16 protein-coding genes and 1 riboswitch are annotated in these 17,864 nt (G+C 44.7%); of the genes, 12 read left to right on the forward strand and 4 right to left on the reverse strand.

Going from position 1 to position 17,864, the window contains the following annotated elements; translation table 11 throughout:
- Window positions 1-363 precede the first annotated feature (363 nt).
- Window positions 364-474: riboswitch (SAM riboswitch) on the forward strand.
- A 154-nt stretch (window positions 475-628) separates the two neighbouring features.
- From metH to metF, 3 genes are read left to right on the forward strand one after another with little or no spacing between them, the layout of a single operon-like run.
- Entirely contained in the window at window positions 629-4,303 is a 3,675-nt protein-coding gene (metH, locus tag RG47T_RS21110) for a methionine synthase (protein ID WP_074491464.1), read from the forward strand.
- A 45-nt stretch (window positions 4,304-4,348) separates the two neighbouring features.
- Entirely contained in the window at window positions 4,349-4,711 is a 363-nt protein-coding gene (locus RG47T_RS21115) for a four helix bundle protein (RefSeq protein WP_074491466.1), read from the forward strand.
- Window positions 4,712-4,735: 24 nt separating this feature from the next.
- Window positions 4,736-5,692, forward strand: coding sequence for a methylenetetrahydrofolate reductase [NAD(P)H] (gene metF / locus RG47T_RS21120; RefSeq protein WP_074491468.1), 957 nt, complete (start codon window positions 4,736-4,738; stop codon window positions 5,690-5,692).
- A 12-nt stretch (window positions 5,693-5,704) separates the two neighbouring features.
- Here the strand turns inward: metF and RG47T_RS21125 are convergent, their stop codons facing one another.
- The 4 genes from RG47T_RS21125 to thrA all read right to left on the reverse strand — a co-directional run bounded on the left by RG47T_RS21125 (window position 5,705) and on the right by thrA (window position 11,390).
- Window positions 5,705-6,313, reverse strand: coding sequence for an HAD family hydrolase (locus RG47T_RS21125; protein ID WP_074491470.1), 609 nt, complete (start codon window positions 6,311-6,313; stop codon window positions 5,705-5,707).
- Window positions 6,314-6,439: 126 nt separating this feature from the next.
- The gene (gene thrC, locus RG47T_RS21130) at window positions 6,440-7,750 is read right to left on the reverse strand and encodes a threonine synthase (RefSeq protein ID WP_074491472.1); all 1,311 of its coding nucleotides are present in this window, start codon (window positions 7,748-7,750) and stop codon (window positions 6,440-6,442) included.
- 120 nt (window positions 7,751-7,870) lie between these two features.
- Window positions 7,871-8,848, reverse strand: coding sequence for a homoserine kinase (locus RG47T_RS21135; protein WP_074493634.1), 978 nt, complete (start codon window positions 8,846-8,848; stop codon window positions 7,871-7,873).
- 91 nt (window positions 8,849-8,939) lie between these two features.
- Window positions 8,940-11,390: a bifunctional aspartate kinase/homoserine dehydrogenase I gene (thrA, locus tag RG47T_RS21140; RefSeq protein ID WP_074491473.1), complete on the reverse strand. Its 2,451-nt coding sequence runs from the start codon at window positions 11,388-11,390 to the stop codon at window positions 8,940-8,942.
- A gap of 257 nt (window positions 11,391-11,647) precedes the next feature.
- Between thrA and rsgA the strand changes: the two genes are divergently transcribed.
- From rsgA to RG47T_RS21185, 9 genes are all read left to right on the forward strand, one after another.
- On the forward strand, window positions 11,648-12,568 hold the full coding sequence (gene rsgA, locus RG47T_RS21145; RefSeq protein ID WP_074491475.1) for a ribosome small subunit-dependent GTPase A: 921 nt from the start codon (window positions 11,648-11,650) through the stop codon (window positions 12,566-12,568).
- Window positions 12,569-12,752: 184 nt separating this feature from the next.
- Window positions 12,753-13,211 (forward strand): D-aminoacyl-tRNA deacylase, encoded by a 459-nt coding sequence (gene dtd, locus RG47T_RS21150; protein WP_074491476.1) that lies wholly within the window; start codon window positions 12,753-12,755, stop codon window positions 13,209-13,211.
- 143 nt (window positions 13,212-13,354) lie between these two features.
- A complete protein-coding gene (locus RG47T_RS21155; protein ID WP_074491478.1) occupies window positions 13,355-13,681 on the forward strand; it encodes a nucleotide pyrophosphohydrolase in 327 nt (108 codons plus the stop codon).
- A gap of 282 nt (window positions 13,682-13,963) precedes the next feature.
- The gene (locus tag RG47T_RS21160; RefSeq protein WP_074491480.1) at window positions 13,964-14,779 is read left to right on the forward strand and encodes an SDR family oxidoreductase; all 816 of its coding nucleotides are present in this window, start codon (window positions 13,964-13,966) and stop codon (window positions 14,777-14,779) included.
- An 18-nt stretch (window positions 14,780-14,797) separates the two neighbouring features.
- Window positions 14,798-15,259, forward strand: coding sequence for a 3-hydroxyacyl-ACP dehydratase FabZ family protein (locus RG47T_RS21165; RefSeq protein WP_074491481.1), 462 nt, complete (start codon window positions 14,798-14,800; stop codon window positions 15,257-15,259).
- Window positions 15,256-16,527: a beta-ketoacyl-[acyl-carrier-protein] synthase family protein gene (locus RG47T_RS21170; RefSeq protein WP_074491483.1), complete on the forward strand. Its 1,272-nt coding sequence runs from the start codon at window positions 15,256-15,258 to the stop codon at window positions 16,525-16,527. The genes RG47T_RS21165 and RG47T_RS21170 overlap by 4 nt, the downstream gene beginning before the upstream one ends.
- On the forward strand, window positions 16,527-16,787 hold the full coding sequence (locus tag RG47T_RS21175) for an acyl carrier protein (protein WP_074491485.1): 261 nt from the start codon (window positions 16,527-16,529) through the stop codon (window positions 16,785-16,787). Before RG47T_RS21170 ends, RG47T_RS21175 begins: the two co-directional genes overlap by 1 nt.
- Entirely contained in the window at window positions 16,784-17,452 is a 669-nt protein-coding gene (locus RG47T_RS21180) for a 4'-phosphopantetheinyl transferase family protein (RefSeq protein ID WP_074491486.1), read from the forward strand. Before RG47T_RS21175 ends, RG47T_RS21180 begins: the two co-directional genes overlap by 4 nt.
- 41 nt (window positions 17,453-17,493) lie before the next feature.
- Window positions 17,494-17,694, forward strand: a complete 201-nt coding sequence (locus RG47T_RS21185) for a KTSC domain-containing protein (RefSeq protein WP_074491488.1) — start codon at window positions 17,494-17,496, stop codon at window positions 17,692-17,694.
- The last annotated feature ends 170 nt before the right edge of the window (window positions 17,695-17,864 follow it).

A 17,864-nucleotide genomic window follows, 5' to 3' on the forward strand; every position in this document is an offset into this window, starting at 1 on the left:
GCTCTTTTCGTTTTATCTATAAACGTCATTTTTTTTAGGCAGCCCACGTGCCTGGTGTAACACTTATGTTAACGAATACTTGGCCTGTGGGTTCCCGAAACAAGTTCGGGACGACAGGCGAAGACAGCCCCCTACCTAAACCCGGGTGAAGCGGATACCGGCCGGGTGGTTAAGGCACGTGCAGTATAAGCGCAACACGGGGCTACAATAACCGATGAAAACGAAACCATTCATTTACTAACCTGGGTAATACTTGCAATGCATTGTCACCCATAACACATCATTTGCACATCTGCATACCTACATATGCCGTACATTGATTAAACCACTTGCATATTACCGGTTTATTTTGCAATTTTGTTGCGCTTATAGAGAAAGATGGAGGGATTAGACCCTGCGAAATCTTAGCAACCTGTGCCAACAAGGTGCTGCATTCTACTCAAACACTTCAAACACGTTTGGGAAAGATAAGCGAAAGTCAGATGGGTATAACCGACTTTTTCGAATAAGCTTTATTATAAGATATGAGATGTGAGATATGAGATGTGAGAACATGTCTGATAGTTTAGGCTATTTGATATGCTGCTTTAATCTCATATCTCATATCTCACATCTCATATCTAACAATATGAGTATTAGAGAAGAATTACAGAAAAGAATATTAGTAATTGACGGCGCAATGGGTACCATGATACAACGGTACCAGTTGACCGAGCAAGATTTTCGTGGCAACAGGTTTAAAGATCACCCTTCTGATTTGAAGGGCAATAATGACCTGCTGAACATTACACGCCCGGATGTAATTAAGGCCATACATAACGAGTACCTGCAAGCCGGTGCCGATATTATTGAAACCAATACCTTCAGCACGCAGCGCATTTCGCTGGCCGATTATCACCTGGAAGAGCTGGACTATGAGCTGAGTTATGAAGGTGCCCGTATTGCCCGCGAAGCAGTAGATGAGTGGAATATTAAAACGCCCGACAAGCCACGTTTTGTGGCCGGAGCCGTTGGCCCAACCAACCGTACTGCATCTTTATCACCAGACGTAAATGACCCCGGCTACCGTGCAGTTACGTTTGATGACCTGGCCGATGCTTATTATGCGCAGGTACGCGGCTTGTTTGATGGCGGCAGTGATGTAATACTTATTGAAACCATTTTTGATACCCTGAATGCTAAAGCAGCATTATTTGCCGTACAACGCTACGCGCACGAAACCGGCAAAAATTTGCCGATCATGATATCGGGTACTATTACAGATGCATCTGGCCGTACCCTTTCGGGCCAAACGGTGGAGGCATTCTGGAACTCTATCCGCCATGCCAACCTGCTTTCGGTTGGTTTAAACTGTGCATTGGGGGCTAAAGAAATGCGCCCGCACATTGAGGAGCTTTCGCAAAAAGCCGATGTATTTATCTCTGCCTACCCTAACGCCGGCTTGCCTAACGAATTTGGCGGATACGATGAAATGCCGCACGAAACGGCGCATTTAATAGATGACTTTTTAAAAGCCGGCTTTGTAAATATTGTTGGTGGTTGCTGCGGTACCACGCCAGAGCACATTAAATGCATTGCAGATCGCGCCGAAAAATACAAACCTCGCCCAATCCCCCACCCCGAGCCGCACATGCGCCTGAGTGGCTTAGAAGCTGTTACCATAACGCCCGAAGCTAACTTTGTAAACGTTGGCGAGCGGACCAACATTACCGGTTCGCCCAAGTTCTCTAAGCTGATACTGGCCGAAAATTACGAGGAAGCCCTTACCGTTGCCCGACAACAGGTAGAGGGCGGTGCCCAGGTGATCGACATTAATATGGACGAGGGGATGATTGACTCGGAAGCGGTGATGGTGAAATTCCTGAACCTGGTAGCCTCTGAACCTGATATTGCCAAGCTGCCCATCATGGTAGATTCATCTAAATGGACTGTGATTGAAGCCGGCTTAAAATGCTTACAAGGTAAAGGGATTGTAAATTCGATTTCACTCAAAGAGGGCGAAGATAAATTTAAAGAATACGCCCGTAAAATTATGAGTTACGGTGCAGCTACGGTAGTAATGGCCTTTGACGAAAATGGCCAGGCTGATTCATTTGAACGCCGTATTGAGATCTGTAAACGATCATACGATATACTGGTTGATGAAGTAGGTTTCCCGCCACAGGATATCATCTTCGACCCAAATATTCTTACTGTAGCTACCGGCTTAGAGGAGCACAATAATTACGCGGTCGACTTTATCAACGCTACCCGTTGGATTAAGCAAAACCTGCCAATGGCCAAGGTAAGTGGTGGTGTGAGTAATATTTCCTTCTCGTTCCGCGGTAATAACGTGGTGCGCGAGGCTATGCACTCGGCCTTCTTATACCATGCCATTAAGGCAGGTATGGATATGGGTATTGTAAACGCCGGTATGCTGGAGGTTTACGAGCAGATCCCAGCCGATCTGCTGATTAAGGTAGAAGACGTGTTGCTAAACCGTAACCCCGAAGCCACAGAGAAACTGGTAGAATATGCCGATACCGTTAAAAGTAAAGGCAAAGAGATAGTACGTGACGAAGCCTGGCGTAACAACCCGGTTGAGGAACGCCTTTCGCACGCACTGGTAAAAGGTATTATCGAGTACCTGGATGCCGACGTAGAAGAAGCCCGTCAGCAATTTGCCAAACCACTGGAAGTAATTGAAGGCCCCCTGATGAACGGAATGAACATTGTGGGTGACCTCTTTGGCGCCGGTAAAATGTTTTTGCCACAGGTGGTAAAATCGGCCCGGGTAATGAAAAAGGCGGTGGCTTACCTGCTACCCTTTATTGAGGAAGAGAAATTAAAAAACGCCGATACCACATCGCGCAAAAACGCCGGTAAGGTTTTAATGGCCACCGTAAAAGGCGATGTACATGATATTGGTAAAAATATTGTAGGCGTAGTACTGGCCTGTAACAACTTCGAGGTGATAGACCTTGGTGTAATGGTACCCGCACAACGTATTTTGGATGAAGCCAGGAAACAAGAGGTAGATATTATTGGCCTGAGCGGTTTAATTACCCCATCACTTGATGAAATGGTACACTTTGCCAAAGAGATGGAACGTGAAGGAATGACCATTCCATTGATTGTGGGTGGTGCAACTACCTCGCGCATCCATGCTGCGGTTAAGATTGCGCCTAACTATTCTGGCCCGGCTATCCACGTGCTCGATGCATCGCGCAGTGTTACTGTTTGCAGTAACCTGATGAGTGCCGAGAACAAAGGCCCGTATGTAGAGTCTATCAAAGCCGAATACGAAAAAGCCCGCGAAGCCCACCTTAACAAACGGAGCGATAAGCGCTTTGTTAGCATTGATGAGGCCCGTAACCAACACTGCGAAATTAACCTGAATGGTTCTATGCCGCCTAAGCCAACTTTTACTGGCACAAAGGTTTTTGAAGCATACCCGCTGGAAGAATTAGTCCCTTATATAGACTGGACGCCATTTTTCCACACCTGGGAGTTAAGGGGAAGTTACCCGAAAATTTTCAATGATAAATATGTTGGCGAAGAAGCCAAAAAGCTTTATGATGATGCGCAGGTATTATTAGACAAGATCATTAAAGAAAAATTGCTACAGGCTAACGGCGTAATCGGTTTCTGGCCGGCCAATAGCGTTGGCGATGACATTGAACTGTATACCGACGAGAGCCGCACGCAGCTATTAACCAAAATTCACACCCTGCGCCAGCAATCAGAAAAAGTTAAGGGCGAGCCTTATTATGCGTTATCTGATTTCATTGCACCTAAGGCTAGTGGTGTACCCGATTACTTTGGCGGCTTTGCCGTTACCACAGGTATTGGCTGCGACGAACTGGTTGCCAAATTTGAGGCCGATTATGACGATTACAACAGCATTTTAGCCAAAGCACTGGCCGACCGTTTGGCAGAAGCCTTTGCCGAAAAGATGCACGAGCTGGTACGTCGCGAACATTGGGGTTATGCTAAAGATGAATTATTGGATACCGTGGCTTTGATTAAGGAAGAGTACCAGGGCATTCGCCCGGCACCGGGCTACCCGGCATGCCCGGACCATACCGAGAAAACTACCCTGTTTGATTTGCTTAAAGCAGAAGATAATGCCCACATGCACCTGACCGAAAGTTTGGCCATGACACCGGCTGCATCGGTAAGCGGATTTTATTTTGCACATCCTCAAGCGCGGTATTTTGGATTAGGGAAAATAAGCAAAGATCAGGTAGAGGATTATGCTAAAAGGAAAAATATGTCGTTAGAGACCGTAGAAAGATGGCTTGGGCCCAATTTAAATTACTAAATTGGTGCTGACAGTCCATATTTAATCCTCTAACCCCAAGGAAAAATGACATACAACAATTTAGCGGCATGGAAAGAAGCGCGGTTTTTAGTTAAAACAGTTTACCTTCAAACATCCATATTTCCACAACAGGAAGTAATGGGATTACAATCACAGATCAGGCGGGCAGCGGTATCAATACCAGCAAACATTGCCGAAGGTTGCGGCAGAAAGAACAGGAAAGAAGTACTGCAGCATTTCACCTTGGCCAGAAGCGCCATGTATGAATTAGAGACAGAACTTTACCTTTCCAACGATTTGAATTTTATTAAACATGATGATCTGGAATCAATTTTAACACAAATAACAAAGACTAAAGACCTGCTTGGCGGATTGATCAAATATTATAAAACAGAAATTGAAGATTGATAAGCCCGGGCCACAACACCTAAAATGAAAATCACAGAACATATTGCCAACGCCAAAGGCAAAACACTTTTTTCTTTCGAACTACTGCCCCCTATTAAAGGGTCTAATTTGCAGGGTATATTTAACGCTATCGATCCGCTCATGGAGTTTAATCCTCCGTTTATTGATGTAACCTCATCGCGCGAGGATCATTTGTATAAGGAACACGCCAGCGGGCTATTAGAGAAAGTAACATTTCGTAAACGTCCCGGCACCGTGGCTGTATGCGCGGCAATTATGAATAAATATAAGGTAGATGCCGTGCCGCATTTAATTTGTGGCGGCTTTACGAAGGAAGAAACCGAGTATGCACTTATCGATCTGCAATTTTTAGGCATTGATAACGTGCTGGTATTACGCGGTGATGCCCGCAAAGGTGATGCAGGCTTTGTACCAACCCCCGGCGGCCATTGCTACGCCACCGAACTATTGGAACAGGTTACCAACATGAATAATGGTATTTACCTGCACGAGTACCAGGATACCTCTTTTAAAACAGATTTCTGTATCGGCGTTGCCGCTTATCCCGAAAAACACTTCGAGGCGCCCAACTTAAAAACCGATTTTAAATACCTGAAACAAAAGGTAGCAGGCGGGGCAGAGTTTATTGTAACCCAAATGTTTTTTGATAACAGCAAATACAAAGAGTTTGTAACCCAATGCCGCGAAAACGGCATCAACATCCCCATTATACCAGGCCTAAAGCCATTGACTACAGCCAAGCAGTTAATTAACCTGCCCAAGATATTTCATATTGACATCCCCGAAGATTTGAGCGACGCCGTACAGGCTTGCAAAACCGACAAGGATGTTAAAGAAGTTGGGATTGAGTGGATGATTAACCAGTGTAAAGAACTGGTTGAATTTGGCGCCCCGGTGCTGCACTTTTACACTATGGGTAACGCAGAGCCAACTAAACGCATAGCACAGGAGATCTTTTAAGATCTCCTGTTTTTATATTATCACTCCGTATTCTGGCAGTTGTTTAGCCAGATCATCTGCTGCAGTGAAGTGGATAGATAGTATGCCCAATTCTTTCGCGGCTAATACATTGCGGTAATTATCATCAATAAATAAGGCTTCTGCCGGGTTAACGTGATAGCGATTAAGCAGAATCTGATAGAAATCTGCATGTGGTTTGCGCCTCTTTTCTTCGCCCGACATTACAATGCCATCAAACCAATTCAGAAATTCAAATCGGTCTTTAGCAATGCCAAATGTTTCGGCAGACCAGTTGGTTAGAGCGTAGATCTTGTATTTACCACTTCCTTTCAGCCGCCTGAAAATCTCCAACGTGCCGGGCAGAGCATTGCCCAGCATCTCATCCCAACGGCCATAAAACGCACGGATATTGGCTTCGTGTTCCGGGTGTTTCTGTACCAGCCATTCCGTACCATCCTGTAAACTCCGGCCGCCGTCTTGTTCTTCGTTCCAATCAGATGTGGCGATGTTGGTTAGGAAATGCTCCATTTCGGCTTTGTCTGCAAACAGCTTATTGTACAGATGCCTTGGGTTCCAGTCTATCAGTACGCCGCCGAGGTCGAAGATGATGGTGTTGATCATTTTTTATTAAAAAAAATTTGTCATTGCGAAGAGGAACGACGTGGCAATCTCGTAACTATACAGATCGAATAGGCAATGGCGACGAGATTGCCACGCTATCGCTCGCAATGACAAACGAGAGATTAATTAATTATTTGCTAACAAAAATGCCTTAAACCCTTCAAAATCTTTACCCAAAGCCACGGCTTGCTTCTCTTTGCCTTCCAGTTCTTTTACAGACTCAGGCACTACAATGGCATCAGAAATTTCGGCAGGGAATGCATCCGGGAACTTACAAGGGTGTGCGGTTGATAAAAATACACCGGTAATGTCATTACTTGGGTTCGCAACTTCCCACTCCTTTAAAGCCTTCCAGGCAATGGCCGTATGCGGACAAACCACATAATTATATTTGTCGAAAACCTGTTGTATGGCTTCTTTGGTTTGCTCGTCATCGTAACTGTAACCGCTTATTAAACCTGTTAGTGCTGATACATCTTCTTTAAACAGGTCGGCAATACGCGCCCAGTTGCTTGGGTTACCCACATCCATAGCATTTGATAGGGTTTGTACTGATGGTTTAGGCTCGTAAATGCCTGTTTTTAAATAAGCCGGCACGGTATCATTGGCATTGGTGGCCGCAATAAACCGGTGCACGGGTAAGCCCATTTTCCAGGCCAGTAAGCCTGCGCCAATGTTCCCGAAGTTACCGCTGGGTACAGAGAATACTACCTTATTTTTACCCTGGCGCAGCAATTGCGCATAGGCATTAAAATAATAAAACGTTTGCGGAATTAAGCGGGCTATGTTGATAGAGTTTGCCGATGTTAAACGGAATTTCTCATTCAGTTCCTTATCGGTAAATGCTTGCTTAACCAAGGCCTGGCAATCGTCAAAGGTACCGTCAATTTCCAGCGCACGGATATTTTGGCCATTAGTGGTTAATTGTAATTCCTGTATTTCGCTTACCTTGCCTTTAGGATACAATATGGTTACGCGGGTATCCGGTACGCCCAGAAAGCCCAATGCCACAGCACCGCCGGTATCGCCTGATGTGGCCACCAGTACATCCAGCTGTTTCTCGCCCACACTTAAAAACCAGCTCATTACCCTGCTCATAAAGCGGGCGCCAAAATCTTTAAACGCCAACGATGGCCCGTGGAATAATTCCAGTACATATACCGGCTCTTCCAGTTTAACCACCGGGGCCAAAAAGTTTATCGCATCGTGGATAATCTCTTTCAGATCTTCTTCGGGGATTGCGCCATCGAGCATGGCACTTGCCACCTTAAATGCAATTTCGGGCAGGGTATACTCGTCCAGGTTATTCAGAAACTTGTCAGACAGTTTAGGAATGCTTGCAGGCATATACAAGCCTTTGTCTTGCGGCATGCTGTTAAAAACTGCCTCTTTAAATTCAACCTGATGGTCGGTATTGTTAGTACTGTAAAAATTCATTGCTTTGTGATTACACTGATTTGAGGAATGATTTCACCGATCTGAAATCGACACCATTACCTATCCTCGTTATTATCTTTTATCTTGATTCTTGGCTCTCAATTCTTGATTCCCTATAAACTAGTCCAACACTCGTGGTCCCGCATCATTAATTGGCGATACATAGGCTTGCGAGTCTATTTTAATTTTAGTGAGGTGTTCCTGTAGTTTCCTGGTAATTACCTGTGCCGTCTGTTCATCGCGCGTAAAGGCGAACACAGATGGCCCCGAACCGGAGATACCAAAGCTAACGGCGCCATTGCTCATCGCAATTTCGCGCATCAGGTAAAAATCGGGAATCAGCATGGCGCGCACAGGCTCTATCAGCACATCTTTCATACTTCGGCCAATCAAATCTATGTCGCTGGTATATAAGCCGCTTACAAGGCCTGCAATATTGCCCCATTGGGTAACAGCATCTTTTAGCAATACACTGTTACGAATAATTTGCCGGGCTTCGCGCGTAGGCACATCAACATCTGGGAATACAATAGCGCAATACAGTTCTTTAGGATGCGGCAAACGGATAACATCCAATGGCTCGTAACTGCGTATGAGTACGAAGCCACCCATTAAAGCTGGCGCAACGTTATCGGCATGGCCATGGCCGCAGGCCATCTCTTCGCCTTTCATGGCAAAAGGCAATAATTTAGCAGGTTCGCTTTTGTCGCCCAGTAAAGTTTTGGCGGCAAACAAACCCGCCACCGTACTTGCCGAGCTGGAGCCCAGGCCACTACCTATCGGCATTTTTTTATGCAGTTCGATATCGAACCCAATATCCGGCCGGCCTATGCTATTTAAATAATGCTGTACGCTTACGCTCACTGTATTCTTAGCCGGGTTAAGCGGCAAGCGGCCATCGTCGCCGGTAATTTTACTGATGGTAATACCCGGTTTATCGGTAAGGCGCATAATCACCTCGTCGCCTGGGGCCTCCACAGCAAAACCAAGCACATCGAACCCACAAACCACATTGGCAACCGTAGCAGGCGCAAAAACGCGGATGGTATCGGTGCCCAAGGGCTTGACCTGGGCATTTTTCTTTATATCTTCTGGCATTAATATGTCTTTTTCCATCGAATTATATCTTCCACTTCCGTCATCACGGATTGTATCCTATCTTGATTCTGGCGCTCGATTCTTGACTCTCTTAATTAGCGCCGATGTTTATTAAATCGGCAAATACACCTGCGGCGGTAACCTCAGCACCGGCACCGGGGCCTTTTACTACCATTGGGCGCTCGTAATAACGGTCTGTAGTAAAAGCAATGATGTTATCCGCACCCGACATCATGTAGAACGGATGGTTTTCATCAACCATCTGCAGGCTAATACTCGCTTTGCCATTATCCAGTTTACCTACATAACGCAGTACTTTCTTTTCATTCTCGGCTTTGTTTTTAAGATCGTTAAAGAAAGCGTCTTCATTTTTAAGGGCGGTATAAAAATCTTCTACCGTTTGCGCGTCAAGGCAAGATTGCGGCAAGATATTATCAATCACAATGTCTGATGCTTCCATAGCGTAACCTGCATCACGGGCAAGTATCAATACCTTACGCATAAAGTCGGTACCGCGTAAATCGTCGCGCGGGTCTGGCTCGGTATAGCCTTTTTCCTGGGCCAGCTTCACTACATCATGGAAACTGGCATCACCCTTAAAGTTATTAAAGATAAAAGAGATTGTTCCGGAAAGTATCGCTTCAATTCGTTGCACACGGTCGCCACTCACCATCAAATCGCGAAGCGTGCGGATAATGGGTAAGCCTGCGCCAACATTGGTTTCGTAAAAGAAATCAACACCAGCCTGCAAGGCATTATCCTTAAAGCTGCGGTATTGCGCGTATGAAGATGAGTTACCGATCTTGTTACAGGTAACTACAGAGATGTTGGCTTTAAAACATTTATCATAAAAAGCAATAGGTAATGGGCTTGCGGTATTATCTACAAAAACGCAGTTGGGCAGGTTCATGCTTTTCATACGCTCAACAAAACCTTCCAGGTCTGCCTGCTCACCATTTTTCTCCAGATCTTCCTGCCAGTTTTCTAACGACAGGCCATCGGTATTAAACAGCATTTTACGGCTGTTACTAATCCCTGCAATTTTAACCTGGATCTTGTTCTTTTCGCGCAGAAACTGGTTGTGCTGGTTTAGTTGTTTAAAGAGGGTGCGGCCGATGTTACCGGTACCTAAACAAAACGCATTCAATGTTTTATTTAACTGGGTAAAGAAAGCATCGTGCACTGCATTCAAGGCCTTAGCCAAATCAATGGCCGAGATAATTACAGAGATATTGTATTCTGAAGATCCTTGTGCAATAGCCCGAACGTTGATGCCATTACGGCCCAGCGCGTGGAACAATTTGCCGCTCATACCCGGCGTTTGCTTCATGTTTTCGCCCACTACGGCAAGTACAGCCAGTTTATCTTCAATAATTGGGGCTTCTAATTTATTGGCCAAAAGCTCCAACTCAAACTCCTGCTCAATAAATGCTTTGGCACGGTGTGCGTCTGCCGGCTGAACAGCGAAAGTAATGGTATGCTCTGACGACGATTGCGTGATTAGAATCACATTGATCTGCTCGCGCGACAGCAGCGAAAATAACCTGCCGCTAAAACCAGCCTTGCCCACCATGCCACTACCGGTAAGGTTAATTACGCTGATCTCATTCACAGATGAGATCCCCTTGATTGGCAGATGAGACTCTTTAGACGTATGGCTGATCACCGTACCTTCAAACTCAGGCTCGAAGGTGTTTTTAATCACAATCGGGATCTTCTTCAAAAAAGCCGGAATCATGGTTGGCGGATAGATCACCTTGGCGCCGAAGTAAGATAACTCCATCGCTTCGGTATATGTTAAGTCGGTTAGTGAGAATGCTTTCTTCACAATGCGCGGATCAGCAGTCATCATACCATTAACGTCAGTCCAGATCTCAATAGCCGATGCATTTAGCGCCGAGCCGAAAATGGCAGCTGTATAATCGCTGCCGCCACGGCCCAGGGTGGTTACCTGCCCGGCATCATTACTGGCAATAAAGCCGGTTACAATGGGCAGTTTACCTTTATTATCTGCATAAAAACTGCTGATCAGCAATTCGCTCAGTTCGGTATTTACTTTAGCCTGGCCAAAAGCGCTATCGGTTTTAATCAGCGTAGTACTGTCAACAAAAATAACTTCGGGGATATATTGTAAGGCAATGCGGCTTACCATTAAGGCCGCGCAGCGTTCGCCATAACTTAAAATAAGGTCGCGGGTTTTGGGAGTAAGTTCGCGTAGTATTAATACACCCTGTAACAGATCTTCAAGCTCATTAAAATAAATTTTAAGGCGGGTAAGCAAAGGGTTTTGGTTATGAATTTCAACCAGGTTTTTGGCCGCATCAAAGTGGCGCGTTTGCAGTTCGGCCAATTGAGGTGTAAAACTTTCGCCATCTGCCGCTTTTGATGCCATTGCTGCCAACAGGTTGGTTACGCCGCTCATGGCAGATAACACAATAACCGGCTTATCTTCAGCCTTGCTTTCCTGCTTTAAAATCTCGATCAGCGTTTTGATACTTGTTGCCGACCCTACTGAGGTACCTCCGAATTTTAATACTTTCATATTAGCGTTAAAAACAAAAACGCCTTCCCCGATGTGGAGGAAGGCGCCTTGTTGGTTTGTATTTGTTACACCATACGGTTATCTTCCTCCATGCCTTGTGCATGTGGTCATAATAATCGATGTAATAATGGTGTTGTTAATAATCACGTTGTAATGTCTTTGTTTGACGGATGTAAATTAAGCGTATAATTTTAAAATATGCAAGATAAAGCGTTTTTATTTTTTCGGGCAGCATAGTTTCGTAATTTTGGCGGGATATGCAGGGGCTTGTTACAAAATCAACCGGGAGCTGGTACCAGGTACAAACACCAGAAGGTGATGTGGTTGATTGCCGCATTAAAGGCAAGTTCCGCATGCACGGCATTACCACCACCAACCCCATTGCCGTTGGCGACCAGGTGGAGTTTGAAGAGGAACCAGACCAGGCCACGGGCGTAATCACCAAACTGTACGACCGTAAAAATTACATCATCCGTAAATCCATCAACCTGTCTAAACAGGCGCAGATCATCGCCGCAAATTTAGATCAGGCCATATTAGTGGTAACGCTGGCTTCGCCCCGTACCTCTTTAGGCTTTATAGATCGCTTTTTAGTTACTGCCGAAGCTTATGACATCCCTGCTCGCCTGGTATTCAACAAGCTGGACTTGTTTAGCGACGAAGGGCTGAAGATATTGGACGAATACAAGGAAGTTTACGAAAACATCGGTTATCCCTGCTTCCAGGTTTCGGCTATTGAAGGTACCAATATCCCCGAACTCCAGTCTCAGCTAAAAGACCGCATCACCTTATTTACCGGTCACTCCGGTGTAGGTAAATCGAGTTTGATGAATGCCATACTGCCCGAATTGGCGCTTCGTACCAGCCATGTTTCGGAATGGAGCGATAAGGGAACCCACACCACCACCTTTGCCGAAATGTTTGAACTGCCCGAAGGTGGCTTTATTATAGATACCCCCGGCATCCGCGAATTGGGTGTTATAGATATCGAACCTCAAGAGCTCGGCCATTTCTTCCCAGAAATGCGCGACCGTATGCATGATTGCCGCTTTAACAATTGCCGCCATATTAATGAGCCCGGCTGCGCCGTATTGGTTGCTTTGGAAAATGGTGAAATCGAGCCATCGCGTTATGAAAGTTACCTGAGCATTTATCATGGTAATGATACACGAGCTTAGGCGCAGAAGCAAGAGGTAAGACCCTATCAACCGTAGAGACACAACACCTTGTGTCTCCCGCCCTACAAATCGAAAAAGAACATTCAAAATCACCTTTATACGAGACACAAAGTATTGTGCCTCTACGGGAAATGCAATTATCAAAATTTATCTTCTTTCTCATTCCTTGTCTCTATTTTTGATCATGCGCGCAGTAATTCAAAGAGTATCCCAGGCATCATGCACTGTTGAAGGCCAAATAACAGGCGAAATACAAACTGGGTTGATGATCTTATTAGGTATTGAGGAAACCGACAATACCGAAGACCTGCAATGGCTGGCCCAAAAGATCATAAACATACGTGTATTTGGCGACGAGAACGGATTGATGAATAAATCATTGGCCGATGTTAATGGCAGTATCCTCCTTATTTCCCAATTTACGCTGTATGCCCAAACTAAAAAGGGAAACCGCCCTTCATTCATCCGCGCAGCAAAACCAACTATTGCCATTCCACTGTATGAGGAGATGATCGTAATGCTGGAATCTCTTTTAGGCAAAAAGATAGCCACTGGCATTTTTGGCGCGGATATGAAAGTGGCTTTAATTAACGATGGGCCGGTTACTATTGTGATGGATACAAAGGATAAGGAGAATTTTTAATTAGTACACCTTTCCTCCCCGTCATGCCGAACTTGTTTCGGCACCCCACGTGCTAAGTATGCGTAAAGCAAAGTCTGTAAAACCTGTCCTGTGGGATGCCGAAACAAGTTCGGCATGACGAATTGATTTAATACTTTTACATTATGCAAATCTCAGAAGCTCAACAACTCGTTGATAAATGGATCAACACAACAGGTATCCGTTACTTTAACGAACTCACGAACACCGCCATCTTAATGGAAGAAGTTGGCGAAGTGGCCCGCATAATGGCGCGGCAATACGGCGAGCAATCTTTCAAAAAATCTGATACGGAAGTTAACCTGGCCGATGAAATGGCCGATGTGCTGTTTGTATTGATTTGCCTTGCCAACCAAACCGGTATTGATTTAACTGAAGCTTTGGAAAAAAACCTGGTTAAGAAAAGTATCCGCGATGCCGACAGGCATAAGAATAATGAAAAGTTGAAATAAACAGCCCCTCCCAACCCTCCCCGGAAGGGAGGGCTAAAGAGAAGTCTCCCCAACCGGGGGAGATTTAGAGGGGGCTGCAACGAGATTGCCACGTCGTTCCTTCTCGCAATGACAAAATTTATGGCATATCTCGATTCTTAGCTCTCGATTCTCGATTCTATCCTAGGGAAATCCAATTACTTTCAGTTACTTTGAGGTTATTATTTTTTATAATTACTTGTTAGCCAAACAGCAGGCTAAAATTAAGGGGTTAGCTTGCAACAGGGTATAAAACAATAAGGGGTGGATAAAACTTTACAATTTAAAGGTTTATGGGCAGTAATTTTAGGAGGGTCGGGCGGCTTTGGGCTGGCGGCTGCCGAAAAGTTGGCTTCTCAAGGCATGAACATTGCCGTGGTATACCGCGAAATGGCCACTGCCGATAAACTGATACGCGAAAAATTTATAGCCATTGCATCAATTAACGATGTAGAGGTACTTGCATATAATATCAACGCACTTAATGAGGCTGGCAGGGATAGCTTTTTACAGCAGTTTACAGCCGCTGTTACTAATAAACATTGTGTTAAAGTATTGCTGCATGCTATTGCCCGTGGAAACTTAAAACCCCTAACCGCTGATACACCCGAAGCCGAAGCATATGGCACTTTAACTGCCGAAGATATCCAACTGACTACCTACGCCATGTCTAACAGTTTATTAGACTGGGCAAACCTGCTCATTAAGTCTAATTTATTTTGTGACCGTGCGCGCATTATTGGTTTAACCAGCGAAGGTTCGCACAAATACTGGGATGGTTATGCGGCCGTATCTATGGCCAAGGCATCGTTAGAAAGCCTTTGTACCTACATGGCAGTTGAGTATAGTAAATACAGTATTAACACCAATATTATACAGGCGGGTATTACCGATACCTTTTCTTTGCGGAAAATACCGGGGCACGATCAATTGATCGAAATGGCAACCAGCCGTAACCCCTATGGCCGCATTACCCAACCTGGCGATGTTGCCGGGGTTGTGTACCTGCTTTGTACCGATGAAGCCAATTGGATAAACGGTTCGGTAATACATGTTGATGGCGGCGAACATTGCCGGTAGTTAAAGATTTTTTGCGTTATGTACAAAAACATATTAAACCTTTTACCTTATAAATCATCTTTTAGGTTTGTAGATCATATTTCGTCGTTAGATACAGATGGTGTTGTGGGCGAATACACATTAAAAGAAGATGCCTTTTTTTACGAAGACCATTTTGCAGGCAACCCGGTTACACCAGGCGTAATCGTAACTGAGATTATGGCGCAGATTGGGTTGGTAGTTTTAGGAATTTTCTTGATATTACACGAAAGTGATGTTAATTTTACAGAAGATGAGTTAATGTTCCCCCTGCTTACCTCAACAGATGTTTCGTTTTATAAAATGGTGCTGCCGGGGCAAAGGGTTATTGTGAAATCGCAAAAGCAATACTTCCGTTTCGGCAAGCTCAAGTGCTATGTAGAAATGTTAGATACCAATAATGAACTGATTGCCAAGGGCATGTTTTCTGGGATAATTAAAAACGCCGGTTTCAAGAAATGAGCAAACGCGTTGTAGTTACAGGCCTGGGGGTAGTTTCTCCAAATGGTGTTGGCATTCCCGACTTTTTAAACGCTATACAGAATGGTGTTTCGGGTATCCGATTTATGCCCATGTATGAGGAACTAAAGTTTAGCTGCCAGGTAGCAGGCATGCCGCTTTTTGATTGGGAAGGCTTAAAAAATTACATTTCTGAAGTCAGCTTTTATGGATTAAAGGCCCGTGGTATTGGTTACGGCCTACAGGCTGCACTGGACGCCTGGACAGACGCCGGTAACGCGATAGAAAGCGATGAAACCGATTGGGACACCGGCTGTATTTTCGGTAACAGCATTGCAGATACCGAGGCTATGAAAAACGTGATTAGCCGCGTTGATAATAAAGAAGTTAAAAAGTTAGGCTCGCGCGTGGTAGAACAAGCCATGAACAGCGGCGTAACCTCGTATATCTCTGGCCGTTTGGGCTTGGGTAATAAAGTAATTACCAACTCGGCCGCTTGTGCAACAGGTACACAGGCTATATTAATGGGTTATGAGTACATTAAACATGGCTATGCTAAACGCATGCTGGTTGGCAGTACCGAGCACGTGGATACTTATGTTTTCGGCGCATTTGACTCTATGCGGGTATTATCGCGCAAGTTTAATGACCAGCCCGAACGTGCATCGCGGCCAATGAGCGTAACCGCAGGTGGCTTTATTCCGGGTTCTGGTTCGGCAGCTTTAGTGTTGGAAGATCTGGATTATGCAATAGCGCGGGGTGCTAAAATTTACGCCGAAGTTTTAGGTGGATCGACCAATAGTGGTGGGCAACGCGGTGGCGGCTCTATGACTGCCCCCGCACCGGCAGGAGTTATCAGATGTATTGAAGAATCGATACGTTTGGCAGGCATTAAACCGGAGCAGATCGATCTTATCAGCGGACACCTGACAGCTACTTTGGCAGATAAGTTTGAAATTCAGAACTGGAGTACTGCATTAAAACGTGCCGGGGATGATTTTCCTTTCGTAAATTCGATGAAATCGATGATCGGCCATAGCTTAAGCGCGGCTGGGTCTATCGAGTCTGTTGCTGCTATATTGCAGATGGAGCATGGGTTTGTGCATCCAAACATCAATTTAGAAGACCCAAACCCCGAAATAACAAACATTATCGGTAATAATTGTTTACCTACTACTATAATTAAAACTGATGTTAATATTGTTGCAAAAGCTAACTTTGGTTTTGGCGATGTTAACAGCTGTTTAATATTTTCAAAAATTAATAACTAATGACCAGACAAGAAATTTTAGACGAATTAAAAAAGGTACTTGCGCCTTACACGGCAGATAAAGAAGCACTTGCAAAAGTGGATGAGAACACAGACCTGATTAAAGACCTGAAGATAAATTCTGCTAACCTTGTTGATATTATCATTGATGCCGAATCGAAATATAACATTGAGATAGACTATGATTCGGCCGACCGTATGACCAATGTGGGCAGCTGCATTGATGTAATATCCGAAAAAATGGGTCAGGGTCAGGTATGATCAGTATCGGCAACGATATTGTAGACCTTACCGCGATTGACAGACATCGCACCCAGCAAAAAGCATTTTACTCCAAAATACTTTCCGATAAAGAACAACAACTTTATAGCCGGTCATCATCCGCAAAGCAACTGCCATTCGAAATTTTCGTATGGCTTTTGTGGTCGGCTAAAGAATCAGTTTATAAGTTTGCCAAACGGAATGACCCCGATCTAGTTTTTTCTCCTGCACGGATTGTTATTCAATCAATCTTTGAACCAGAATTTTCAGAATTAGAGGATTTTCAGAATAGCACTTTGGAGGAAATAGGTTTTGCCTCCGTTTCCACTTTTAATTTAGAGATTAACCACAAAGGCAACGTCTATTATTCCCGTTCCTGTATTTTTAATGACCTGATTGCCACATTTACCGGAGACAAACCCCATCTGGAACACATACAATGGGGAATCAAAAAAATTCATTCATCAGACGCTGCTTCTCAATCTGCCGCTGTAAGAGCATTTTTGCTGCAAAGGCTTAACGAGCGTTTCCCCAATAAGGCCGATTTCACTATCAATAAAAGCCTGGTTGGCTACCCGGTTATCTTAGATGGGCAAAATCAAACAGATCTTAAGGTTTCGTTTGCTCATCATGGCCATTATGTGGCTTATGCCATTGGGGTTTAATTTCCATTAAAACACTTCTTCTATTTTGGCATTATTATTTTATGCCATCATCTGTTGTTGCCAATACGGAATATGACCCAAAGCGGAAAGTATTAAGGATTACCTACACATCTGGAAAAGTGTACGATTATTTGGCTGTACCGCAACAGGTCTATGATGAAATGATGGCTGCCGACTCTAAAGGCCAATACCTTAATTACAGCATCAAAGGAAAATACAGGTACAAAAAGGTGAAGGCTTAACCTTTACAATTCCCTCCTTGGGGAGGGGTGCGGCGGCTTGTGTTATGGCAGGGAGGGGTCACTCATATGCCCTCCCTAACCCTCCCAAAGAGAGTAATAGCCTATGAAAAGACAGGAGTATTGTTTTGTAAGGCGCATTTGTTAATTAGTGTATCAAATATTGATTTGTT

The organism is Mucilaginibacter polytrichastri, assembly GCF_001911425.1.
GTDB classification, from domain to species: Bacteria; Bacteroidota; Bacteroidia; order Sphingobacteriales; family Sphingobacteriaceae; genus Mucilaginibacter; species Mucilaginibacter polytrichastri.

Bases quoted from the DNA above. Each gene is read 5' to 3' on its own strand.
- metH (WP_074491464.1), top strand. From the start codon at position 629: ATGAGTATTAGAGAAGAATTACAGAAAAGAATATTAGTAATTGACGGC.
- RG47T_RS21115 (WP_074491466.1), top strand. From the start codon at position 4,349: ATGACATACAACAATTTAGCGGCATGGAAAGAAGCGCGGTTTTTAGTT.
- metF (WP_074491468.1), top strand. From the start codon at position 4,736: ATGAAAATCACAGAACATATTGCCAACGCCAAAGGCAAAACACTTTTT.
- RG47T_RS21125 (WP_074491470.1), bottom strand. From the start codon at position 6,313: ATGATCAACACCATCATCTTCGACCTCGGCGGCGTACTGATAGACTGG.
- thrC (WP_074491472.1), bottom strand. From the start codon at position 7,750: ATGAATTTTTACAGTACTAACAATACCGACCATCAGGTTGAATTTAAA.
- RG47T_RS21135 (WP_074493634.1), bottom strand. From the start codon at position 8,848: ATGCCAGAAGATATAAAGAAAAATGCCCAGGTCAAGCCCTTGGGCACC.
- thrA (WP_074491473.1), bottom strand. From the start codon at position 11,390: ATGAAAGTATTAAAATTCGGAGGTACCTCAGTAGGGTCGGCAACAAGT.
- rsgA (WP_074491475.1), top strand. From the start codon at position 11,648: ATGCAGGGGCTTGTTACAAAATCAACCGGGAGCTGGTACCAGGTACAA.
- dtd (WP_074491476.1), top strand. From the start codon at position 12,753: ATGCGCGCAGTAATTCAAAGAGTATCCCAGGCATCATGCACTGTTGAA.
- RG47T_RS21155 (WP_074491478.1), top strand. From the start codon at position 13,355: ATGCAAATCTCAGAAGCTCAACAACTCGTTGATAAATGGATCAACACA.
- RG47T_RS21165 (WP_074491481.1), top strand. From the start codon at position 14,798: ATGTACAAAAACATATTAAACCTTTTACCTTATAAATCATCTTTTAGG.
- RG47T_RS21170 (WP_074491483.1), top strand. From the start codon at position 15,256: ATGAGCAAACGCGTTGTAGTTACAGGCCTGGGGGTAGTTTCTCCAAAT.
- RG47T_RS21175 (WP_074491485.1), top strand. From the start codon at position 16,527: ATGACCAGACAAGAAATTTTAGACGAATTAAAAAAGGTACTTGCGCCT.
- RG47T_RS21180 (WP_074491486.1), top strand. From the start codon at position 16,784: ATGATCAGTATCGGCAACGATATTGTAGACCTTACCGCGATTGACAGA.
- RG47T_RS21185 (WP_074491488.1), top strand. From the start codon at position 17,494: ATGCCATCATCTGTTGTTGCCAATACGGAATATGACCCAAAGCGGAAA.